At 39.1% G+C, this 20,308-nt stretch carries 20 protein-coding genes and 1 pseudogene; 9 read left to right on the top strand and 12 right to left on the bottom strand.

Annotation, left to right across the window (positions count from 1 at the left end; translation table 11 throughout):
* Window positions 1–147: 147 nt before the first annotated feature.
* The gene (locus tag ERX27_RS08120) at window positions 148–1,134 is read right to left on the bottom strand and encodes a DUF1002 domain-containing protein (RefSeq protein WP_243715879.1); all 987 of its coding nucleotides are present in this window, start codon (window positions 1,132–1,134) and stop codon (window positions 148–150) included.
* Window positions 1,135–1,246: 112 nt separating this feature from the next.
* On the opposite strand from ERX27_RS08120, the gene glcT reads away from it, so the two are divergent.
* The 4 genes from glcT (at window position 1,247) to ERX27_RS08100 (ending at window position 6,577) form a co-directional block, all read left to right on the top strand.
* On the top strand, window positions 1,247–2,092 hold the full coding sequence (glcT, locus tag ERX27_RS08115) for a glucose PTS transporter transcription antiterminator GlcT (protein WP_133432330.1): 846 nt from the start codon (window positions 1,247–1,249) through the stop codon (window positions 2,090–2,092).
* Window positions 2,093–2,196: 104 nt separating this feature from the next.
* Window positions 2,197–4,266 carry a glucose-specific PTS transporter subunit IIBC gene (gene ptsG, locus ERX27_RS08110; RefSeq protein WP_133432329.1) on the top strand — a complete coding sequence of 690 codons (2,070 nt, stop codon included), beginning with the start codon at window positions 2,197–2,199 and terminating at the stop codon, window positions 4,264–4,266.
* Window positions 4,267–4,386: 120 nt separating this feature from the next.
* The gene (locus ERX27_RS08105) at window positions 4,387–5,538 is read left to right on the top strand and encodes an AI-2E family transporter (RefSeq protein WP_208001774.1); all 1,152 of its coding nucleotides are present in this window, start codon (window positions 4,387–4,389) and stop codon (window positions 5,536–5,538) included.
* A gap of 100 nt (window positions 5,539–5,638) precedes the next feature.
* Window positions 5,639–6,577, top strand: coding sequence for an LCP family protein (locus ERX27_RS08100; RefSeq protein ID WP_133432327.1), 939 nt, complete (start codon window positions 5,639–5,641; stop codon window positions 6,575–6,577).
* Window positions 6,578–6,610: 33 nt separating this feature from the next.
* On the opposite strand, the gene ERX27_RS08095 is transcribed toward ERX27_RS08100, so the two are convergent.
* The gene (locus ERX27_RS08095) at window positions 6,611–6,796 is read right to left on the bottom strand and encodes a 2-hydroxymuconate tautomerase (RefSeq protein WP_133432326.1); all 186 of its coding nucleotides are present in this window, start codon (window positions 6,794–6,796) and stop codon (window positions 6,611–6,613) included.
* Window positions 6,796–7,809 (bottom strand): cation diffusion facilitator family transporter, encoded by a 1,014-nt coding sequence (locus tag ERX27_RS08090; RefSeq protein ID WP_133432338.1) that lies wholly within the window; start codon window positions 7,807–7,809, stop codon window positions 6,796–6,798. Before ERX27_RS08090 ends, ERX27_RS08095 begins: the two co-directional genes overlap by 1 nt.
* Before the next feature lie 101 nt (window positions 7,810–7,910).
* Here ERX27_RS08090 and ERX27_RS08085 point away from each other — a divergent pair, with 101 nt between their 5' ends.
* The 3 genes from ERX27_RS08085 (at window position 7,911) to ERX27_RS08075 (ending at window position 11,195) form a co-directional block, all read left to right on the top strand.
* Window positions 7,911–8,291: a sporulation protein gene (locus tag ERX27_RS08085; protein ID WP_165983132.1), complete on the top strand. Its 381-nt coding sequence runs from the start codon at window positions 7,911–7,913 to the stop codon at window positions 8,289–8,291.
* An 89-nt stretch (window positions 8,292–8,380) separates the two neighbouring features.
* The gene (locus ERX27_RS08080; protein WP_133432324.1) at window positions 8,381–9,424 is read left to right on the top strand and encodes a M42 family metallopeptidase; all 1,044 of its coding nucleotides are present in this window, start codon (window positions 8,381–8,383) and stop codon (window positions 9,422–9,424) included.
* Between the two features lie 64 nt (window positions 9,425–9,488).
* Window positions 9,489–11,195 (top strand): ABC transporter ATP-binding protein, encoded by a 1,707-nt coding sequence (locus ERX27_RS08075; RefSeq protein WP_133432323.1) that lies wholly within the window; start codon window positions 9,489–9,491, stop codon window positions 11,193–11,195.
* Between the two features lie 47 nt (window positions 11,196–11,242).
* On the opposite strand, the gene ERX27_RS08070 is transcribed toward ERX27_RS08075, so the two are convergent.
* Together ERX27_RS08070 and ERX27_RS08065 are read right to left on the bottom strand one after the other, a co-directional pair.
* The gene (locus ERX27_RS08070; RefSeq protein ID WP_133432322.1) at window positions 11,243–11,608 is read right to left on the bottom strand and encodes a hypothetical protein; all 366 of its coding nucleotides are present in this window, start codon (window positions 11,606–11,608) and stop codon (window positions 11,243–11,245) included.
* On the bottom strand, window positions 11,605–12,270 hold the full coding sequence (locus ERX27_RS08065; protein WP_133432321.1) for a sigma-70 RNA polymerase sigma factor region 4 domain-containing protein: 666 nt from the start codon (window positions 12,268–12,270) through the stop codon (window positions 11,605–11,607). The genes ERX27_RS08070 and ERX27_RS08065 overlap by 4 nt, the downstream gene beginning before the upstream one ends.
* Window positions 12,271–12,376: 106 nt before the next feature.
* Here ERX27_RS08065 and ERX27_RS08060 point away from each other — a divergent pair, with 106 nt between their 5' ends.
* Together ERX27_RS08060 and ERX27_RS08055 are read left to right on the top strand one after the other, a co-directional pair.
* Window positions 12,377–13,600, top strand: coding sequence for an aminoacyltransferase (locus ERX27_RS08060; protein WP_133432320.1), 1,224 nt, complete (start codon window positions 12,377–12,379; stop codon window positions 13,598–13,600).
* A gap of 13 nt (window positions 13,601–13,613) precedes the next feature.
* Window positions 13,614–14,885 carry an aminoacyltransferase gene (locus tag ERX27_RS08055; protein WP_133432319.1) on the top strand — a complete coding sequence of 424 codons (1,272 nt, stop codon included), beginning with the start codon at window positions 13,614–13,616 and terminating at the stop codon, window positions 14,883–14,885.
* A gap of 720 nt (window positions 14,886–15,605) precedes the next feature.
* Here the strand turns inward: ERX27_RS08055 and ERX27_RS11690 are convergent.
* From ERX27_RS11690 to ERX27_RS08015, 7 genes and pseudogenes are all read right to left on the bottom strand, one after another.
* Window positions 15,606–15,740, bottom strand: coding sequence for a type II toxin-antitoxin system PemK/MazF family toxin (locus ERX27_RS11690; protein WP_481817045.1), 135 nt, complete (start codon window positions 15,738–15,740; stop codon window positions 15,606–15,608).
* 532 nt (window positions 15,741–16,272) lie between these two features.
* The gene (locus ERX27_RS08040) at window positions 16,273–16,791 is read right to left on the bottom strand and encodes a hypothetical protein (RefSeq protein WP_133432318.1); all 519 of its coding nucleotides are present in this window, start codon (window positions 16,789–16,791) and stop codon (window positions 16,273–16,275) included.
* On the bottom strand, window positions 16,791–17,087 hold the full coding sequence (locus ERX27_RS08035) for a hypothetical protein (RefSeq protein ID WP_133432317.1): 297 nt from the start codon (window positions 17,085–17,087) through the stop codon (window positions 16,791–16,793). The genes ERX27_RS08040 and ERX27_RS08035 overlap by 1 nt, the downstream gene beginning before the upstream one ends.
* A 404-nt stretch (window positions 17,088–17,491) precedes the next feature.
* The gene (locus ERX27_RS08030) at window positions 17,492–17,734 is read right to left on the bottom strand and encodes a helix-turn-helix domain-containing protein (RefSeq protein ID WP_208001773.1); all 243 of its coding nucleotides are present in this window, start codon (window positions 17,732–17,734) and stop codon (window positions 17,492–17,494) included.
* A gap of 1 nt (window position 17,735) precedes the next feature.
* Window positions 17,736–17,882, bottom strand: a pseudogene (locus ERX27_RS11525) (type II toxin-antitoxin system RelE/ParE family toxin); the annotation flags it as partial.
* A 239-nt stretch (window positions 17,883–18,121) separates the two neighbouring features.
* Window positions 18,122–19,723, bottom strand: coding sequence for a choice-of-anchor I family protein (locus ERX27_RS08020; protein ID WP_133432316.1), 1,602 nt, complete (start codon window positions 19,721–19,723; stop codon window positions 18,122–18,124).
* Between the two features lie 104 nt (window positions 19,724–19,827).
* On the bottom strand, window positions 19,828–20,193 hold the full coding sequence (locus ERX27_RS08015; RefSeq protein WP_243715878.1) for a hypothetical protein: 366 nt from the start codon (window positions 20,191–20,193) through the stop codon (window positions 19,828–19,830).
* Between the last annotated feature and the right edge of the window lie 115 nt (window positions 20,194–20,308).

The raw sequence follows: 20,308 nt of genomic DNA, 5'->3' as shown, positions 1-20,308 counted from the left end.
ACGGATGAAAAATAGGATAAAAGAACCCGTCATTTCCTAATGTTGAGGAAATTGACGGGTTCTTTTACACTATTGAGTTGTTGGAATTAGTGAGCTTATAGAAAATCGTGAGATTTTCAGTGGCCTCCATGTGCATAGTCTTTTTTTTTAGCCCATTAATGATTTGAAGAAGTTACCGATTGCTGTAAAAAATGATTTAACAGCTTCAACGAATTTATCCCAGACGCCTTGTTCTTCTAATGAGTCTTTCAAATCTTTGCCAGCTTCCTTCGCTTTTTCAGCGGCGTTTTTGAATGTGTCAGAGTTCTTGATGTCATTGACATAGTTTGTTGCGCTGTCGATGATTTTATCGGCATTCTCACCTGTGAAGATACCTTGCTGCTGTGCATTATTGATGAAGTTGACGATGATATTGATCTGGTTGTCATTTAAAACGTTGTTAAGACCATTATTGTTGATTTTTTCAGTGACGACATTTTTTATTTCAGTCACAGATAAGTTACCGCCTTGTTTTGCGATTTCAGCTTTAGCTTCAGCAATCGCTTTGTTCAGCTGTTCTTGTGAGAAACCATCTTTGTTCTGGTTCTCTTCTGTGATGTTAGTAATAGAATCGAGTTCGTCCTGAGCGGCTTTGGTCTGTGCCTGGTCAATCGGTTCACCTTGCGCTTCGAAAGCTTTGTAGACGCCTGCTAATGCACTTTCGCCTGTCACATCTTCTGCAGCAGCAATTTTCACGTCAGCGTCTGTCACACCTGCCGTTAAGAGGGCATTTTTATAAGTATCTTCAGTGAGTTTCGTGATCTTGCCTTTGGACTGGTCGATTGTCAGTGTCAGGCCGGCGCCTTTCGCAAGCTTCGTAATTCGGATACTTGATTTAAGTACATTATCAGATGACTGTAAATTTAAATATTTACCGAGATCAGCTGCTGTGACATAAGCAACTTTATCATTGTCTTTTGTACCTAGCAGGTCATGTGTCGTATTTTTCAGACTCTCATTAGACTGGAGTGCTGCACCGTATACAGTCACAGCTTCCTGCCAGGCTTCCTCTGTCACGGCATAGGAAGGTCTTGTAAATGTCAGTAACATAATTAACGTCAGTAAACCAGCAAATAACTTTGTTTTGTTTTTCAAGTGGGTCATCTCCTTTTTAAATGTATCAATATTCGCTATACTATGTATAAGCTTACAAATATTATAGCATGCAATAAAAGTTCTGCCATGGGACTAAAGAACGAGGTGACAGATGGGTAACTATATCATAGACAAGGCACTCAACAATAATGTTCTAGTGGCAACTTACTATGGCGATGAAGTGATTTTAATCGGAAAAGGCATCGGCTTTGGAAAAAAGTCAGGAGAAGTCATTGATACTGATCAGATTGAAAAAGTATATGAACTGAAAACCTTTCAAGACCAGCAGCGGTATCGTACTTTAATGGATATTGGCGATGATGATGTCATGAAAGTCGTCATAGAAGTTGTCGATGAAATTAAAGATCTGATTGAAGAAGATGTCAGCGATAATCTGCTTCTCTCACTGACAGATCATATTATCTTCGCCATTAAACGATTAGAAGACCAGATTTTTATTTCTAATCCATTCAGTAATGAAACAGAAGCACTATATCCAAGAGAGTATAGCGCTGCTTATATTGCAGTGAATATGCTGAATGAGCGTCTGCAGGTGCAGCTGCCGGAGTCAGAAGTGGGCTTTATTGCGCTTCATATTCATTCGTCAATCAGCAGTCAAAGTATTCGAGATATGAATTTGATGGCTGAAGTTATTACACGTGCAGTCAGGATCATTGAGCATGACCTGAAGATTCAGGTCGATAAGAATTCAATCATTTATACCCGGTTTGTCAGACATATCAGCTTTGCTGTGCAACGTGTCATCGCGAATGATTCAGCCCCGGAACAAAGAAATCTCGAAAACTTATTGAAAGTACAGTATCCTGTTTGTTATAATGTAGCTATTAAGATAGTAAAAATGATGCAGACATTGCTGAATAAGCCAGTATATGAATCAGAGCTGGTTTATCTGACAATGCATATACAGCAGTTTAATACTGAAGCTACAGACGTGTAACTGATTATGCAGGCATGAGTCTAAGGCTGGTACGAAGGGACCAGTCTAGACTCATGCCTTTTTGTGTCATTCAAATGTCTTAACAATAAAAGGAGGGTAATTCTATGTTCAAAATGTTATTCGGTCAATTGCAGCGTATTGGTAAAGCGCTCATGCTGCCTGTTGCGATTCTGCCGGCTGCAGGTATTCTACTTGCGTTTGGTAATGCGATGCACAATGACCAGCTTGTACAGTTCGCACCTTGGTTGAAAGCTGATTTCTTCGTTATGTTATCAGGTATTATGGAGTCTGCCGGTCAGGTTATCTTTGACAATCTGCCTTTATTATTTGCGATTGGTACGGCTCTTGGACTTGCAACGGGTGATGGTGTAGCAGGACTTGCTGCACTTGTTGGTTACTTAATTATGAATGCAACGATGGGTAAGATCAAAGGGATTACCATCGATAATATTTACAGTTATGCAGCAGGAGCTAAAGTACTTGGTCAATCTGCAAAAGAACCTGCTCATGCTCTTATCCTAGGGATTCCGACACTTCAGACTGGTGTATTCGGCGGTATCATCATCGGTGCTGTTGCAGCATGGTGTTACAACAAATTCTATAACATCACTTTACCGGCCTTCCTCGGATTCTTTGCCGGCAAACGATTCGTTCCAATCATCACATCTGTAATGGCGATTCTGACAGGGATTATCCTGTCAATCATCTGGCCGCCTATACAGACAGGTTTAAATGAATTATCACAGTTCTTATTAGATAAAAACCTTGTCTTAACAACATTTATTTTCGGTATTATTGAGCGTGCACTGATTCCATTTGGTCTGCACCATATCTTCTATGCACCATTCTGGTTCGAGTTTGGTCAGTATACAAATGCAGCAGGGAACATCGTGCGTGGTGACCAGAGTATCTGGATGGCTCAGATGAAAGACGGTGTGCCTTTTACAGCTGGTATGTTCACTACAGGTAAATATCCTTTCATGATGTTCGGTCTTCCAGCAGCTGCGTTCGCTATTTACCGTCAGGCTCGTCCTGAACGTAAAAAAGTAGTAGGCGGTCTGATGCTGTCAGCTGCTTTAACATCATTCTTAACAGGTATTACAGAACCTCTTGAGTTCTCATTCTTATTTGTTGCTCCGATTCTTTACGCGATTCATGTACTGCTTGCAGGTACATCATTCCTTGTTATGCATTTGCTGCACGTTAAAATCGGGATGACATTCTCTGGTGGATTTATTGACTATACTTTATTCGGCTTATTGAACTGGGATCGTACAAATGCATTACTCGTTATTCCAGTTGGTCTTGTATATGCAGTAATCTACTACTTCTTATTTACATTTGCGATTAAAAAATTCAATTTAAAAACACCGGGTCGTGAAGTTGAAGAAACGACTTCTAAAGCTTCAACAGCGGGTGAATTACCATTCCACGTCTTAGATGCGATGGGCGGTAGAGAGAACATCAAACATCTGGATGCATGTATCACACGTTTACGTGTAGAAGTTAAAGATAAATCTAAAGTAGATACAAATGAATTAAAAGCTTTAGGAGCCGCTGGTGTGCTTGAAGTAGGTAACAACATGCAAGCTATCTTTGGTCCTAAATCAGATCAGATCAAACATGATATGGCTCGTATTATGTCTGGCGAGATTACTCGTCCAGAACAGACACATACAGCAGAAGCACCTGATGATGTAGTGATTGAATCAACAGAAGAAAAAGGACTGACAGAAGTATTTGCTCCTATTTCAGGTGAAGTTGTAGATATTACGAAAGTACCTGATGAAGTGTTTGCAGGTAAAATGATGGGTGAGGGTGTCGCAGTCATTCCTGAAGAAGGTGTAGTATATGCACCGTTTGACGGCGTAGTGAAAATGGACTTCCCAACTAAACATGCGCTTGGACTTGAGTCAGAAGAGGGCCTTGAGATGCTGATTCACTTCGGTCTGGAGACTGTCGGTTTAAAAGGTCAGGGATTCGAAGTACTTGTAAAACCAGGAGATGCCATCGTAATAGGACAGCCTTTACTTAAAGCAGATTTAAATTATATTAGAGAAAATGCGAAGAGTGATATCACACCGTTAGTTTTCACTAATCTTGGCAACAAACAAATGATAGAAGTTCAATATGGTAACATTAAACATGGCGACAAATTAATGGAAATCAAGTAAAATGAAGGCTCTGGGAAACCAGAGCTTTTGTTTTTTTATTTTTAAATATAATAACTTTATTATGTAAACTAATAATTATATATATAAATTAAACATGAAAATAAGGAGAGTGAGAAAAAAATGTTCAAAAACAATCGATTTATTTCCTTTTTAGGTGGGGCAACCATTATTTATACATTGCTGGTTGCTATTTTGATTGGCATTCTTATCTTTATCACCAACCAGGTGTCCTTTATTTTTGATCCGGTAGTAACCATTGTCAAAACAATTATTGGTCCTATTATTGTAGCCTTTATCTTTTTTTATTTGCTTAATCCAGTCGTAAACTTTCTGGAAAAATATCGCATTAAAAGACTATGGGGTATTATTCTGCTCATTGTGATCATTATTGGTGTACTAGTCGGCACTATTACCTTGCTAGTACCATTAATACAGGAACAGCTTATCCGTTTCATCAACCATTTTCCATCCTATGTTGATCATTTAGGGGATGTCTTTAATCAATTTACTAAGAATTCCTTTATTGAACCTTATATGGCTGATGTACAGAGCTGGATTAATAATCATCTTGCCACGTTACAAGATAAGGCGAATGATTATATGGATAAGCTGCCATCAAAGTTTCGCTCTATAATAGATACTTTAATGAGTGTGATCATCGTTATTGGGACTTTTCCGTTTGTTCTGTTCTTCTTACTTAAAGATGGCGACCAGTTCCTTAACTATGTACTTAAGCTTACACCGCCAAAATATCGTCAGGATGTACATGATATTCTGCTTAAAATGGATATTCAGGTAGGTTCATATATCCAGGGACAGTTAATTGTATCACTGTGTATCGGTGTTCTATTATTTATTGGCTACAATATCATCGGTCTGGAATATGCTTTAGTATTAGCATCTATCGCGGCAGTTACGAGTGTCGTTCCGTATCTGGGGCCAACTATTGCTATCAGCCCTGCCATTGTCATTGCACTTGTCGATTCACCGTTTACATTGCTTAAGCTCGCCATCGTCTGGGTCGCTGTTCAGTTCCTTGAAGGGCACTTTATTTCGCCCAATATTATGGGTAAGACGATGCAGATTCATCCTTTAACTATTATCTTTGTCCTTCTCTGCGCTGGTAATCTAGCCGGTGTATTAGGCGTTATTTTAGCTATTCCTGCATATGCCATTATCCGCGTGATTATTTCTCATCTTTTTGATAAATTCAAGAAACGTTATAACCGCTATTTTTCAGAGGACTCTGGCCCTTATGATGTTCATCAATAAAGTTATCGGGCGTTAGAAGTATCTTTACTGATTTCCCTTGCTTTTTAGATATTTATTGGATAAGTTAATTATAGTTTCGGAAGATTGGAAGAGGGATGTCATGAGCACGAAAAAAGTATACAAACGTAAGAAAAAAACCAGACTGCGCAAACTGCCGTTTATCATTCTGGGGCTTATAGCCATACTTGTTTTACTCGGGTTCTGGATTAAATCAAGTTATAATAACGGCATTCAATTTGCGAGGGACCATGGCAAGCAGGAAAAAAAATATGAGTTTAATGGACCGATTAATAAGGATGCTAAAGTCAATATTCTTATATTAGGTCAGGACCGGGTTGTAGATGGTTCTGCCCGCACAGACTCCATTATGATTGCGCAATATGATTATTTAAGCAAAAAAATGAAACTGATGTCTGTGATGCGCGACATTTATGCTGAAATTCCAGGCTATCAGAACTATAAGATTAATACAGCGTACACACTCGGCGGCCCTGAACTCCTTCGCCAGACATTAAAGAAGAATCTGGATATTGACCTGGAGTATTATGCCATTATTGACTTCAAGGGCTTTGAACAGATGGTTGATGAATTGTCACCAGAAGGGGTTCCGATTAATGTTGAGAAAGATATGTCTGAGAAAATCGGCGTATCACTTCAAAAAGGACAGCATAACCTGAATGGTAAAGAACTGCTCGGTTACGCGCGATTCAGAAATGACGAGGAATCTGATTTCGGCCGTGTCAGAAGACAGCAGCAGGTTATAAAAGCACTGCAGAGTGAGTTCATCTCACTTTCTACATTGCCAAAAGTACCTAAACTTGCAGGTATCGCGAGAGGGTATGTCGATACTAATCTCACAAATAGTGATATTTTTAGAACTGGCGCATCGTTTGCGATCAGAGGCGATAAAGATATTCAGTCGCTCGTTATCCCTGTTAAAGGGACGTTTAATTTCAAGGACGTTTACGGAGTAGGGAATGTACTCGATATTGATAAGGAATCTAATAAAAAGGCAATCAAAGAATTTTTGGCAAAATAAAATAGGTGTACTCGAGATGAGTACACCTATTTTTTATTCTTCTGATTTAAGTTTTCCGTTAACAGCGTAACGATTTTTCTTCAGTTCTTCTACAAAAACATGGATGTTTTCTTTAGGTGCATTGGTTGTTCTACACACGACTTCAGTGACTTCTGTCACCATCGCTTTAAGCTGTTCTTCTGTACGACCTTCAATAAGTTCAATTGTAACGAAAGGCATTATTTATCCTCCTTGGTAAACATTCTGTATGTTGATGAACCATGATCATTTTTCCAGTCACGTACATCATCCGCTTCCATAAACTCTAAGTTAACATCTACAACATGGGGCTGTTCCAGCAGACGTTGTGCAATCTGTTTCTTGATTTCAGAGAGCTGTCTTAAATTCATATCAGCATACGGTGTTTCAAGTACAGCTTCTAAATGAAGATCTTCTCCTTCTTTCAGGACTGTCAGACGTTTAATATCTGTAATATGCTCATTTTCCAGGATGATACGTGATGCATTTACTTCCATCTCCTGATCAGACACACCGATAGCACCCGCAGCATTTTCCAGGAAAACACGTGCAACCACAAAGAACATCATAAGACCGATAATAACGGATACAATTCCTTCTATTTGACCGAAACCTGTCAGGCGTGCAATAACGATGGCAATCAGTGCTAATACGCCACCTAAAGTTGCAACTGTATCTTCCATAAATACAAGCTTCGTAGCAGGCTTAGCTTTATTTAAACTTAAATAACTTGTTGTAAAAGGGTGGATGCCAGTCATCGGTTTATGTGCCTCTTCCAGTACTTCTTTTCCAGCTTTATATAAAACTGCTGCCTCAAGCACGATACCAATGAGCAAAACACCTGCATTGATCAGAAAATGGTTAAACGGCTGTCCTTCATGTGAAGGATGCTGAATATGGTGGATGCCTTCAAGCACTGTTTCGTATGCAAGTATCGCTACGATGATGACTGCGAATAAGCAGACTATATTAACAAGACGTCCGTAACCGAAAGGAAACTTCTCATTAGGGTCTTTCTTTGATACAGCAGAACCAATCCATACGAATAACTGATTAGCTGCATCACCAAGCGAATGCATCATTTCGGCGAACATGGCAACATTACCGGTAATCAAGTATGCACCAAACTTCAGCGCACCTAAAATGAAGTTAACAATGGCTGCCATTAAGGAAGATTTACTTCCCTTTTTAAGTAAACTAAACAAACCTGTCATATCATAATCTCCTTTTTTTAACATATTTGTTCTCTTCCCTATTATATGCGATGATAGTCCTAAATAAAAAGACAAAATTACTCTTAGGAGGCCTCATATATATGTTTAAAAACTTATTATCGTCTATCGGCTTTGAAGACTTAACAGTGGATACACGTGTCGGCCAGACAGAATATCATTTAGGTGACACGATTGAAGGAATTGTCGAGCTGAGTGGTCAGACAGGTCATATTGAGTATATCGAAATACAGCTCGTAGAACGGCAGGAGAATACGGATGACACAAGTGATATTCAAAGTTTCGATGACATCATCAGTCGCGTGCATCTGACGCCTGAGAATGATGAAACAATCCGCTTTCAATTAGATGTAGGAAACAATATTAAATCTACTACAAATCAGTTCTTTATCATGACACATGTTTATATAGCTAACTCCATCGATGCATATGATGAAGATGAAATTTTCTTCAATCAGCAGTAGCTTTTTAACAAGAATTACCTGTTGTTGTCAATATTTTAAATATCGTTTAAGATGGAATGGACCTATCATTCAAGAAAGAAGGGGAAAGAATGACTTATCCAGATGTAAAGGAAACAATCAAGCAAGTCGAGACACTGGTCAATATTCCGGGACCGTCCGGCTATGCTTACGCTGCAATCCAGTACTGTCAGGATTACTTGCAATCGCATGGTATCGACAGTACTGTCACAAACAAAGGAGGTTTGAGTGTCACAGTAAAAGGGGCTGATGATACTCGCCATCGCTTTATCACAGCACATGTCGATACACTAGGAGCGATGGTCAAGGATATTCTACCTAGCGGACGACTTAAGATGACAAAAATCGGCGGCTTTAGCTGGCATGCGACAGAAGGGGAGTACTGTCAGATTCATAGCACAGACCGAGTCTTCACAGGGACTATCTGTCTCCATGAAACAAGTGTCCATGTCTACCGTGGGAATGATGATATTAAACGTGATGATGATCATATGGAGGTCCGTATAGATGAAGTGACCTCATCTGCAGAAGAAACAAAGGCACTTGGCATCAATGTCGGTGATTTTATCTGCTTTGAACCCCGCTTCCAGCATACAGAGAGCGGTTTCGTTAAATCACGCCATCTCGATGATAAAGTCAGTGCAGCGATTATGCTGGAATTACTTGTTCATCTGAAAGAGAATGATATCCAGTTACCTCATACGACTCATTTCTTCTTCTCAAATAATGAAGAGATCGGGTACGGCGGAAATTCAAATATTCCAAAAGAAGTGGTTGAATACCTCGCAGTCGATATGGGTGCGTTAGGTGACGGACAGCTGTCAGATGAATATACAGTGTCTATCTGTGCAAAAGACAGCTCAGGTCCCTATCACTATCATCTTCGTCAGCATCTCGTCAAGCTCTGTAAGGACAATGGTATTGATTACAAAATAGATATTTATCCGTATTATGGCTCTGACGCCAGTGCAGCCATTTCTGCTGGCCATGACATTAAGCATGCACTGTTCGGGGCAGGTATTGAGTCCTCTCATGCGATGGAAAGAACTCATGAACGTTCTATACAGGCGACTGAATCTCTTCTTTATGCTTATGTACAAAGTCCACTTATTTAACACTGCGGTCTAACCGCAGTTTTTTTCTGTCTCTTATATTGTCTATCTGGAAAGGGTTATGGTAATGAAAGATTTCTTTAAATACTACAAGCCTTATAAAGGGCTGTTCATTCTTGACTTCGGTTCAGCCGTCTTTGTCGGTGTACTGGAACTGATTTTTCCGTTGATGACCAGTCTGTTCATTGACGAACTGCTGCCATCTAAGGACTGGCGAAATATCGTCTTCGGTGCAATCGGCTTATTTCTTGTATACGGCTTTGTCTCTCTGCTTAAGTTCATCGTTACTTACTGGGGACATAAGCTCGGAACCAATATTGAACGGGATATCCGTAATGAGCTCTATCAGCATCTGCAGAAACTGAATTTCGGATTTTTCGATAACATGAAGACCGGTAAACTGATTGGCCGTCTCACCAATGACCTGATGGATATAGGGGAAGTGGCCCATCACGGACCGGAAGAAGTGTTTGTCGCAGTGATGACTGTTATCGGCGCGCTGATGATTATGCTATTCATCGATGTAAAGCTTGCACTCATTACATTCTGTATTGTTCCGATCATCTTTATTCTGACGATTTACTTCAACCAGAAGATGACAACCGCATTTGAACGTCTTTTCGGGAATGTATCCACTTTTAATGAAGTGATTGGTGAGAGTATCGGCGGTATTCGTCTTGTTCAGGCATTTACGAATGAACGGCATGAACAGAAAAGATTTGAATCAGCAAATGAAGCATTCCGGGCGACTAAACTGAAGGCCTATAACTATATGTCCTGGAACTCATCCATCGGTTATATCGCACAGAAATTCACTTTAATCATTGTTCTGATACTCGGCTGTTATTTTGTCCTGCATGGTCATATGACCAATGGTGAGTTTGTGGCATTTATCATGATTACAGATATTCTCTTTAAGCCGCTTCAGTCCATTAATCTGATTATCGAGCTCTTTCCAAAAGGAATTGCAGGTTTTAAGAACTTCAGAGAGATTATGGAGACAACAACCGAAATCAAAGATTCTAAAGACGCTGTCACTTTCGCATCTACCCCTGAGACTATCAGCTATGAGCATGTGACCTTTAAATATGGAGATAAGACCATACTTGATGACTTATCGTTTACAGTGAACGAAGGTGAGAAAGTTGCTCTGGTCGGTCCTAGTGGCGGCGGGAAGACCACTCTATGCTCGCTGTTACCAAGGTTCTATGATCCTATCAATGGTCGTATCACCATCAATGGTGATGACATCAGAGATTATACGCTTGAGTCCTTAAGACAGCAGATCGGTATTGTTCAGCAGGATGTCTTCCTATTCAGCGGTACATTAAGGGAGAACGTCGCTTACGGAGATATGACAGCAACTGAAGAGGAGATTATGTGGGCTATTGATAAAGCACAGCTCAAGTCATTTGTGGATGGCCTGCCACACGGTATAGATACAATTGTCGGAGAACGTGGTACTAAACTGTCTGGTGGTCAGAAGCAGCGGGTCTCTATTGCCCGTATGTTCCTTAAGAATCCGAAGGTCATTATTCTAGATGAAGCGACGAGCGCTCTTGACGTTGAAACAGAGAATCGCATACAGGCAGCCTTCAAGGAACTATCAGAAGGCCGGACTACCTTAACGATTGCACATCGTTTGTCTACTATCAGAGATGCTGACCGCATTCTTTATATAGAAGACGGGCGAATCGCTGAATCAGGCAGTCACGATGAATTAATGGCACGAAGAGGTAAATATTATCAACTTCAGCTTGCTCAGCATCAATAATAAAGCATAATAAAGTCCCGCAAAAAATTTGCGGGACTTTATCTATCTTATCTAAAATCAATCGAGGCAAGTAATCCAATCAATATACCTACTGTCATAGAAAGCATGGTTCCGAGCAGGATGTATTCTGACTGTTTATCTATCTTATCAGGCTGATGCTCAACTGGGTCCTGTTTGACGTCATTGAACCTTAAAATAGATTTACTTGCGATGACCAGTCCAATTGCGGTATATTCCTTTAGTACAATAAAGATAATGATCAGAAACCTTTCGAGATAACCGATGACAAGCCCGACATTATCTGACTTAGGTAGTTTAGTAGAACTCATAGACGACAGAAATGCACGGATAAATGGCCCACTGAATATATAGAGGACGATACATAAGAAGTAGAGTGTCAGATTCATCATCATTGGTATAAGTCCTTTAGTGTCTGTCTAATATGTTTTCTCATCTCTTCATTGATACCTGAACTGTATTGGATGAGTTCCTGCTCAATCAGGTCAAGCTGTTTACTACGCGCTTTTTTGAGATGGGTGGACACTGTCGAGAAGCTCTTATCCATTTCATGAGCCAGTTCTCTCTGCACAGGAATCGAAAGACTCATCAGCAGTATTTCTCTCTGGATATCTGTATGCTGGCGCAGAATATCTGTCATATAGTAGAAGAGCACATGATTCATCATTGAAACATTCTCAGCCGAGAGACAGAGGTCAACCTGATCATTCGTCTTAATACTTTCCAGTGCTTGACGTGCTTTTTTAATGATAGGCGCATTCCAGTGCTCGAAATCCGCTTCCGGCAGCTCACTTTCACCGATTGATAACCCGAATTTTAGGGTCTGGCTTTTTAATGGCCATGATAATTTGATATAATAAGCTATTATCAGCATATCTCCCGGTGAGTCACAGACAAAAAACAGTTCGTCACCCATTCTGAAATTGACATAGCGTCTATTCAGGGGCTGTGTCCACTGATTGATTGCTGTCTCCAGCTGCTGGAGTCTATGACTGATTTCATCTGCATTACCATGGGCTGTACTTCCTGATACGTCCATAATGAACAATCCAATCATGTTATACCTCCGTTCGTTTATATAAGCGAATTTTCTGAAATTCCTTTATATAAACGAATTATAGCATAAAATAACTATCAATCTATCGAACAAGAAGGAGTTAACTATGAAGTTTATTACACTGACAAAAGAACAATTCGGCACATTCTGCGATAAAACAGGCAGCCATTTCACACAGATGACAGTCAACTATGACGTCAAACAGGCAGAAGGTGCTGAAGTCCACCTAGTAGGAGTAGAGGAGAACGGTCAAGTTATTGCTGCATGTCTTTTGACTGCGATTCCTGTCATGAAAGTCTTCAAATATTTCTACACAAACCGTGGACCGGTAATGGACTATAACAACAAGGAACTGCTGCACTTCTTCTTTACAGAACTGAAGAAATATTTAAAACAACATAAAGCACTCTATGTCCGCGTCGATCCATATGTCGCTTATCAGAAGCGAGATCATGATGGCAACATCCTTGAAAAATATCCGACCGCTTCAGTCATCAATGAGATGGAAGCACTCGGCTATCAACATCAAGGCTATACAACAGGGATGAAAACCAATTTCCAGATACGCTGGCATTCAGTTCTTGACCTTGAAGGTAAAGATTCAAAGTCTGTCCTTAAGGATATGGACAGTCTGCGTAAGCGTAATATCAAGAAGGTCATCAAAAATGGTATTAAAGTTCGATACCTGACAGAAGATGAGATGCCTATCTTCAGACAGTTTATGGCAGACACAAGCTCGAAAAAAGAGTTCCAGGACCGCGACGACAGTTTCTATAAGCTGCGCCTGCGTCATTTTGGAGACAGAGCACTGATGCCGCTTGCTTATATTGACTTTACAGAGTATATTCCTCAGCTGGAAGAGGAAAAGCAGGGTGTTGAACGCAATCTTCAGAACGAGAATACACAGAAGAATGACAAGAAGAAAGCAGATCTTGAGAAACAGCTGGCAGCGATTGAAGATCGTCTGACAGAAGCGAAAGAACTGCAGTCTCAGCATGGAGATGAACTGCCTGTAGCGGCTGCATTCTACCTGATTAATCCATATGAAGTAGTCTATCTGGCTGGCGGAACAGCAAATGAATTCAGACACTTCGCAGGCTCTTATGCCATCCAGTGGAAAATGATCAACTATGCACTTGAACATGGTATCAATCGTTATAATTTCTACGGTATCAGCGGAGACTTCAGTGAAAATGCAGAGGATGCAGGCGTCATCAAGTTCAAGAAAGGTTTCAATGCTGACGTCATGGAATATATCGGCGACTTCGTACTGCCGGTCAATAAGCCGGTCTACCAGGCTTATCAGGCGATGAAGAAGATAAAAGGATAGTAGGGGGAAAGTTATGCAATTCACAGAACTGACTACAAAAGAATTCAAGACTTTTATGGCTGAGACACCATATATGAGCCACTACTTCCAGATGGCAGAAAATATCGCTAACAGGGAAGAAGAGAAAAGCCCGGTTGTCCTCCTGGGTGTTAAAGAGAACGATAAAGTGATTGCAGCAAGTCTGTTCTCTAAAATTCCGACATTCGGCAGCTATATGTACTATTCAAACCGAGGACCTGTTTTAGATACATCAAATACAGAGCTGATTCGCTTTTACTTCCAGTCACTTGATAAGTACTTAAAACAGCATCAGTGTCTGTACGTCAAACTGGATCCATACTGGATTTATAGAACATATGATAAAGATGTTAAACCGAAAACAGAGGGCAATGATGACCTCATCAAGCTAATAGAGTCATTAGACTATACGCATGGCGGTTTTACAAGGGGCTACAGTTATACACAAGTACGCTGGATGAGCGTGCTGTATCTGGAAGGTGAAACACCGGCATCTATCATGAAGCAGTTTGACAGCCAGCGTAAACGAAATGTCAAAAAGGCACAGAAATACGGTGTCAAAATCCGTCTGCTGGAAGAAAATGAGATTGACATCTTCCTGGATCTCTATAGAGAAACAGAAGAACGGGCAGGTTTTATTGCCCGTGACGACGACTATTTCAAACGATTTAAGAAACATTACGGTTCGAAAGCCATTATGCCACTTGCATATATTGATCTGGATGAACATATCGCAGATTTAAATGCAGAACAGCTTGAACTGGAAGCTAAGCATGACCAGCTGCTGTTAGCAGACAATAAGTCAGATAAACAGCTTAAGAAACTAGCTGACTTAGATGACCAGCTGAAAAAACTGCAGCAAAATATACTGGATATGAATGAACTGAAGAAAACTGACGGACAGATACTGAATCTAGCAGCCGGTATGTTTTTTGAGAATAATTATGAGATCAATTATTTCTCAGGCGGTTCAAGTCATAAATACAGCCAGTTTATGGGTCCATATGCCATGCACTGGTATATGATCAATTATTGTTTTGAACATCAATTTAGCCGTTATAATTTTTACGGCGTATCTGGCGATTTCACGGAATCTGGCGAAGATTATGGCGTTTATCGATTTAAACGCGGTTTCAATGCACAGATTGAAGAACTTGTCGGAGATTTTAATAAGACAATTAATAAACCGAAAGCTGTGCTTCATCAGGCGGCCATGAAAGCTGGCGGCGGTGCACGACGCATAAAACATATCATTAAAAAGAAATAATCACAAAAACCGTCATTATAAATTAATGACGGTTTTTGTGATTATTAAGAGAGATAGAAAGTCTCCTCTTATTTTTCATTATTCTAGTTTACATAATATATATTATAGGAAGTTATGTGTAGGAGAGCATTTATGTTCTTATAAGTCCCTATCAACTACATATGAATATGATTGGTTACTTATAATGAACTTAAACCAAATGAGAACTATAGTTATAATTTTCATTGCCAGCTGTAATTTAACTTTTAATTGGATTCAACATCATGATTTCTTCTGACACAAGTTTCATAGCATGATTGAGAAAATCATATAGACAATCGGCAATACAAATAAATTAATCGCATTGATTATTGAACTGATTGAAACGATATACTCATATTCTTGTTTATTAGAATGATACATCCATAAACCGTATATCAGAATACATAACGATGTTGCTATAAAAATACCTATTCTGACAAATCCATTAAACCACGAATATGGATCATACGGAAATAACATTAAAAATATCAGCAGCAAATAGTTGGCGATATTTAAGCCTATCAGAGTCTTTTTCATTAAAACACCTCTTCCTGTATGTATAAGTGCTATTATGTTCTTAATAAAAATGGCAATCAACACATATACAGGAATTTTAAGGTAATTTTAAGGTTATTATTATAAGTTAGAAACTATTGCTAAATTAAAAAAACTAACCACCCTTTAAAAGGACAATTAGTGTTAATCTTTTGTACTAAATATAGGTAATACAATAGTCTTATAACTCGTTTTATTAACTAAATCATGACTAATAGCCAAAGTTGGTCTTTTATTACGTTGTTCATGACCTCTACTTGGACTAAAGTCTAAAAAAATATATCACCTTGAAAGACCATTTTTACCAATCTAGTTCCTCTCCTTCAGAAATTCCCCAGTCCAGTTCAGATGATCTAATACCATCATCTTTCCAACCAGCGAACATTTCATGAATATTATGAGGTTCATTTATAATAGGCGTTAATATAATAGAATTATCAATGATTTAAGTTTTCTAATCTTTTAACCATCATCTGCACCAGCACTATCATATAGATGATAGCCATTAAAGGGGCATAGAAAGTCCACCAAGCGAATGATAAATCATGAAAATGATATCCCATTAGACTACTTAACTCAGGCAGTACAGGTTTTTCAATAATCTCACATGCCGGTCCATAACATTCATCTGTTCCACCGAAGAAAATCTTAAAAAACGCAAGGTGTGAGATGACAATGAGTGTCTGAAATAATATTCTGAGAAATGTAATGAAATACTGGAGTGTCATATTTGGGACAATATGCTTCAAATAAATATGTATTTTACTAGGACTTAGGGTATAAGCGCTATCAATAAACTCCTTCTCAAGAATCATTTTATTAATGATTCCTTAACAAGAGCTATAGTCGTCGGAATCATTAATAAAATGAGTATCACTATATGATAGACGACTCTGAATTGAGATGAGTTCTCAAATCCATCAATCGGTTCATAGAGAACAGGTCTTAAAAGTATGTAAGCTAAAATTGACTGCGGAATATAGAAGAATGGATCAACTACTGCCTGAAAGAAAATACCGCTTCTTTTATTGAAAGCTAATAGTGTGCCAATAACTATTGCTATAATTAACGAAAGAAGCGCAATGATGATCAATAAGGCTAGTGTAATCCTGTAGCCTGATAAAACCTCATAGGCCATATGATTAGAACTTGAATCTACACCAAATATAGCCTGAAGACTTGGTGGAAACGGTGAGCTTGCTATAACGGTACCGTCACTATCATATAGAAAATCCGTTCTTTTTACTTTTCCATTCAGAATATCATAGTAAATGATTCCGATAATAGCTGGTATAACAAGCAGAATCAGATAGAAATAAATTCTCTTCATCATACCATCCTCCTGCCCGTTATATGATTCACAACATATTGAGTCATACCGAATAAAAGCGCAATTGGAATATAAAGCAGCATAAAGGTGATAAACAGAACGACCGGTGAGTTGTACTCAAATATAAAGACCGATACACCGAATATATTCATCACTCTCTCTAAAAATAGAAGACTCGATAAGGTGATCCAGACAATCTGTTTCAGATTAATCAGGTAACCCATCATCAGATTACGCATAATATGATTAGCAAACACTTGATGTTCATATAACCCTTTTGATCTAGCAAATTCCACGTATGTACTTACCTTCTCCGCTTCCATCAGCTTTTTTAATAATATGATGCTATTGACCGTAGGAATGACAAGTAAGACTATTACAGGAAAGATAATAGCCTTTGAGCTCTGACTCGTATAAATACAATCTGCTGAGGGTCTGATAAACTTTTTATCGTATAACGTATAGCAGATAAATAATTGTTGAAGCTGAAATGCTGAGATTTAAATAATGAAGGCAGACATGCTACAAGAAATAAGATTAATAAATTAATAAGAATTTTAAGTATCCCTTTCAAGTGTTCACTCCTCACTGAAATAATTATGATATAACTAATTTTATATAATATACCAAATATTCAGAAAATAAGGAATGAAAAATGAAACATTAAATAAATTCTAACTTCAATTTTGTATCTGTTGCTTCAGCTATAGTTTCCAATGTTGACGATGGATGTAGGATTCATTTCACCTGTCTCTATTCTTGAGATTGTTGATTGCGGCTTACCTATTAGTTGAGTCAGTTCTTTTTGTGTAAGCCCTTTTTGCTTTCTCAGATTAAGTAATGCTAAGGCAGCAGCAGTTTTAAATTCTTCTTCTCTGTAAATATCGGCACGTTCCGGCCTCTCCTCTATGCGTTTCCTGATAAGATTTTTAACATCACTCATTTTAAATCACCTCTATTGATAAAATATTGCTTCTTGATTTGTCTGCCTTTTTTATTTCCTTTAATGGAGTTGTTTGTGTTTTCTTGGTAAAACCATGCGTAATTACATACTGGTTCTGTTCTATATGAAAGTAAACCGCTCTCTGCTGATTATTACCGCTTCTCGATCATACCTCAAAAAGATAATCATCGAGGTTCTTAACATACTTTAGTCGTATGCTGTCATATATACCAATTTCCTCTATTACGTTCAAACGAGCAAGCAGGCTATCTAAATCCTTATCATTGAGAGAAAATAGGAACTCTTCAAATTGACATTTACCATTTACTTTTTATTTAAAAAAAGCCCCATATGCTTAATGAAGCAAATGGGAACTCTATTTCTTATTTATTTACCTGTAAATTCGTAAACCGCGATGGTTCCTGACATTTCATGGCTCGCCATCAGTAATGGCTTCTTCGTTGGTGATTCTTCTTTTGGAATGAATGTCAGACCTTCTGGTGAGATGTCTTTGTTATCTTTTGATTTGAAGTAAGTTTCAAAGACCGGTTTTGTCGGATTATCCATGTTATAGACCATGATACCACCTGTACGCTCTAAACCGATGAAAGCATACTGGTGCTTACCTACTTTACCTACTGTCACTGATTCCGCTTCAGGTCCTTTATCATCACTTCTATTGTCAAACTCGATTTTACCTGGTTCTTCCTGCTGGCTGTTGAAGGCATCAGGGAATGCTTTTGCTATGATTTTCTCGAAGTCATCTCCACTGTCGTAGACTTGCTTCATGGAATCCGCTTCTACTACTGAGAATGAACGGCCGCCAAACGTTACAACTGCATCATAAGTGCCGTCTGCATTCGTGAATGGGTTACTTGTAGATGTTTTCAGTCTGCCGAGTGATTTTTTATCTTTTAAGATAGATGAATCGAATCCTTTGAAGTAATCACTTGCCGTATTATACTGGTCTGCAATATCAGCGACACGTGTCTCTTCAGAGAAACCTTTATAATCCTGTGTATCCCCTTCATTAGCTGTCAGCAGGTAAACGTGGCCTTTATAGTTCAGGTGGCTGATACCATCAGGCTGATACATACCGAATAACGGATAATTCTTCATGTTGATCTTATCATCTTTATCAGAGACATCAATTGTTGTTTTGTGATAGTCCTTATAACCAAGACCTTTTACAGAGACGAACTTCTTCTTCTTGATGTCGTAGGTAGCGACTGCATTTCGCTCCTGGATCGTGATATAAGCTAATTTATTGTTGTTATCAACCGTGATGTACTCAGGCTCAAGGTTGCGGAAGCTTTCTTCTGCATTACGGCCTAATTCACGAACGTCACTGCCAATCATTGAACGGTCAAAGTATGTTGTCGTTACATCAGACTGTTTAATGTGACCATTAGGCTTAGTGCGGATAACAGAGACAGATCCTTCTGGATTGACTGTGTATTCGTCGTTTGGTTCTCCTTCATTTGCAACCACCAGATTATTACCATTCGGTGTAAAAGTCAGCATATCAGGCAGAGCCCCTACTTCTACCTGAACTTTGAACTTGCCGTTCATAGAAAGGAAGACAACATGGCCGTTATCTGTCTTATTTGCCGCCGGAACGCTTACTGCGATGTATTTATGTTGAGGATGGATAGCAACACTTGTAATATCTGAACCTTGTGCATTGAAGTCTTTTAATGCAACACGTTTCAGCAATGGCATTTTCCCTTTAGTCAGCTTTGAAGCATCCAGAATATCAAGAGAATTCAGTGCACCGTTGATAGAATATGCACGCTTATATTTCTTATCATAAGCGACGATTTCAGTTCCGCTTTCACCGAATGATGTCTTTGAGTCGTAACGCGCGAGCTGGCTTACTTTTAATGAACTCTTTTCGCTATAGCTTGAAACTGAAGCGGCATCTGCATAAGGCGTTAACATGAGTGCTGCAAGTGTACCCGTAGAAAGAACTTTGACCAGTTTATTCATTTTCCATCCTCCAAATATGTATTTACTTCAGTGTATGGAAGTCTTGTAAAGATTCAGTGACTGGTATGTAAATTTTCCATTAAAAAAAGACATGCATGCATGTCTTAAAGCCCGTTCTCTTTCTCACGGCGGTTATATTTGTTTTCGAATTCTTCTCGTTCGAGATGACTCTCCCGTCTAAGCTTTCTTTGTCTGCGGCGATCTCTAGTCAGATACCAGAATAACAGACTCAGTATAAGAGAGAGGACTGCAAGAAACGTTGCATAGCCTAGAAGCGGCTGGAACGTGATGTCAAAGAAATTCGGCAGAATGAATGCTGCGATTCCGAGCAGAACAAATGTCAGCACAGGCGCAAGTATAAAACTGTTGGTCAACAGACCGAAAATCATGGACAGTATCAGCATTCCGACAATCGAAATCAGAAGGAAGTTCGGTATAGCCGTGTAGCTGATGTCAGCGAGTATCAACATATGTACACCTCCTTATAGGTTATAACTATCTATACCCTTAATTCACTCTCTAAACATTGTCTCTAAGTGACCTGAAACTGTATAATGGATATCAGACAGAGAGGAGATGGAAATA

It is taken from the genome of Macrococcus brunensis, assembly GCF_004359615.1.
Lineage (GTDB): Bacteria > Bacillota > Bacilli > Staphylococcales > Staphylococcaceae > Macrococcus > Macrococcus brunensis.
The sequence above is the reverse complement of the archived record's forward strand: the minus strand, read 5'-3'. Positions and strand labels throughout refer to the sequence as shown.

What these genes read in the sequence shown, in the direction of transcription:
- glcT (WP_133432330.1), top strand. Translation starts at nt 1,247, where the DNA reads ATGGGTAACTATATCATAGACAAGGCACTCAACAATAATGTTCTAGTG.
- ptsG (WP_133432329.1), top strand. Translation starts at nt 2,197, where the DNA reads ATGTTCAAAATGTTATTCGGTCAATTGCAGCGTATTGGTAAAGCGCTC.
- ERX27_RS08105 (WP_208001774.1), top strand. Translation starts at nt 4,387, where the DNA reads ATGTTCAAAAACAATCGATTTATTTCCTTTTTAGGTGGGGCAACCATT.
- ERX27_RS08100 (WP_133432327.1), top strand. Translation starts at nt 5,639, where the DNA reads ATGAGCACGAAAAAAGTATACAAACGTAAGAAAAAAACCAGACTGCGC.
- ERX27_RS08095 (WP_133432326.1), bottom strand. Translation starts at nt 6,796, where the DNA reads ATGCCTTTCGTTACAATTGAACTTATTGAAGGTCGTACAGAAGAACAG.
- ERX27_RS08090 (WP_133432338.1), bottom strand. Translation starts at nt 7,809, where the DNA reads ATGACAGGTTTGTTTAGTTTACTTAAAAAGGGAAGTAAATCTTCCTTA.
- ERX27_RS08085 (WP_165983132.1), top strand. Translation starts at nt 7,911, where the DNA reads ATGTTTAAAAACTTATTATCGTCTATCGGCTTTGAAGACTTAACAGTG.
- ERX27_RS08080 (WP_133432324.1), top strand. Translation starts at nt 8,381, where the DNA reads ATGACTTATCCAGATGTAAAGGAAACAATCAAGCAAGTCGAGACACTG.
- ERX27_RS08075 (WP_133432323.1), top strand. Translation starts at nt 9,489, where the DNA reads ATGAAAGATTTCTTTAAATACTACAAGCCTTATAAAGGGCTGTTCATT.
- ERX27_RS08070 (WP_133432322.1), bottom strand. Translation starts at nt 11,608, where the DNA reads ATGATGATGAATCTGACACTCTACTTCTTATGTATCGTCCTCTATATA.
- ERX27_RS08065 (WP_133432321.1), bottom strand. Translation starts at nt 12,270, where the DNA reads ATGATTGGATTGTTCATTATGGACGTATCAGGAAGTACAGCCCATGGT.
- ERX27_RS08060 (WP_133432320.1), top strand. Translation starts at nt 12,377, where the DNA reads ATGAAGTTTATTACACTGACAAAAGAACAATTCGGCACATTCTGCGAT.
- ERX27_RS08055 (WP_133432319.1), top strand. Translation starts at nt 13,614, where the DNA reads ATGCAATTCACAGAACTGACTACAAAAGAATTCAAGACTTTTATGGCT.
- ERX27_RS08040 (WP_133432318.1), bottom strand. Translation starts at nt 16,791, where the DNA reads ATGAAGAGAATTTATTTCTATCTGATTCTGCTTGTTATACCAGCTATT.
- ERX27_RS08030 (WP_208001773.1), bottom strand. Translation starts at nt 17,734, where the DNA reads ATGAGTGATGTTAAAAATCTTATCAGGAAACGCATAGAGGAGAGGCCG.
- ERX27_RS08020 (WP_133432316.1), bottom strand. Translation starts at nt 19,723, where the DNA reads ATGAATAAACTGGTCAAAGTTCTTTCTACGGGTACACTTGCAGCACTC.
- ERX27_RS08015 (WP_243715878.1), bottom strand. Translation starts at nt 20,193, where the DNA reads ATGTTGATACTCGCTGACATCAGCTACACGGCTATACCGAACTTCCTT.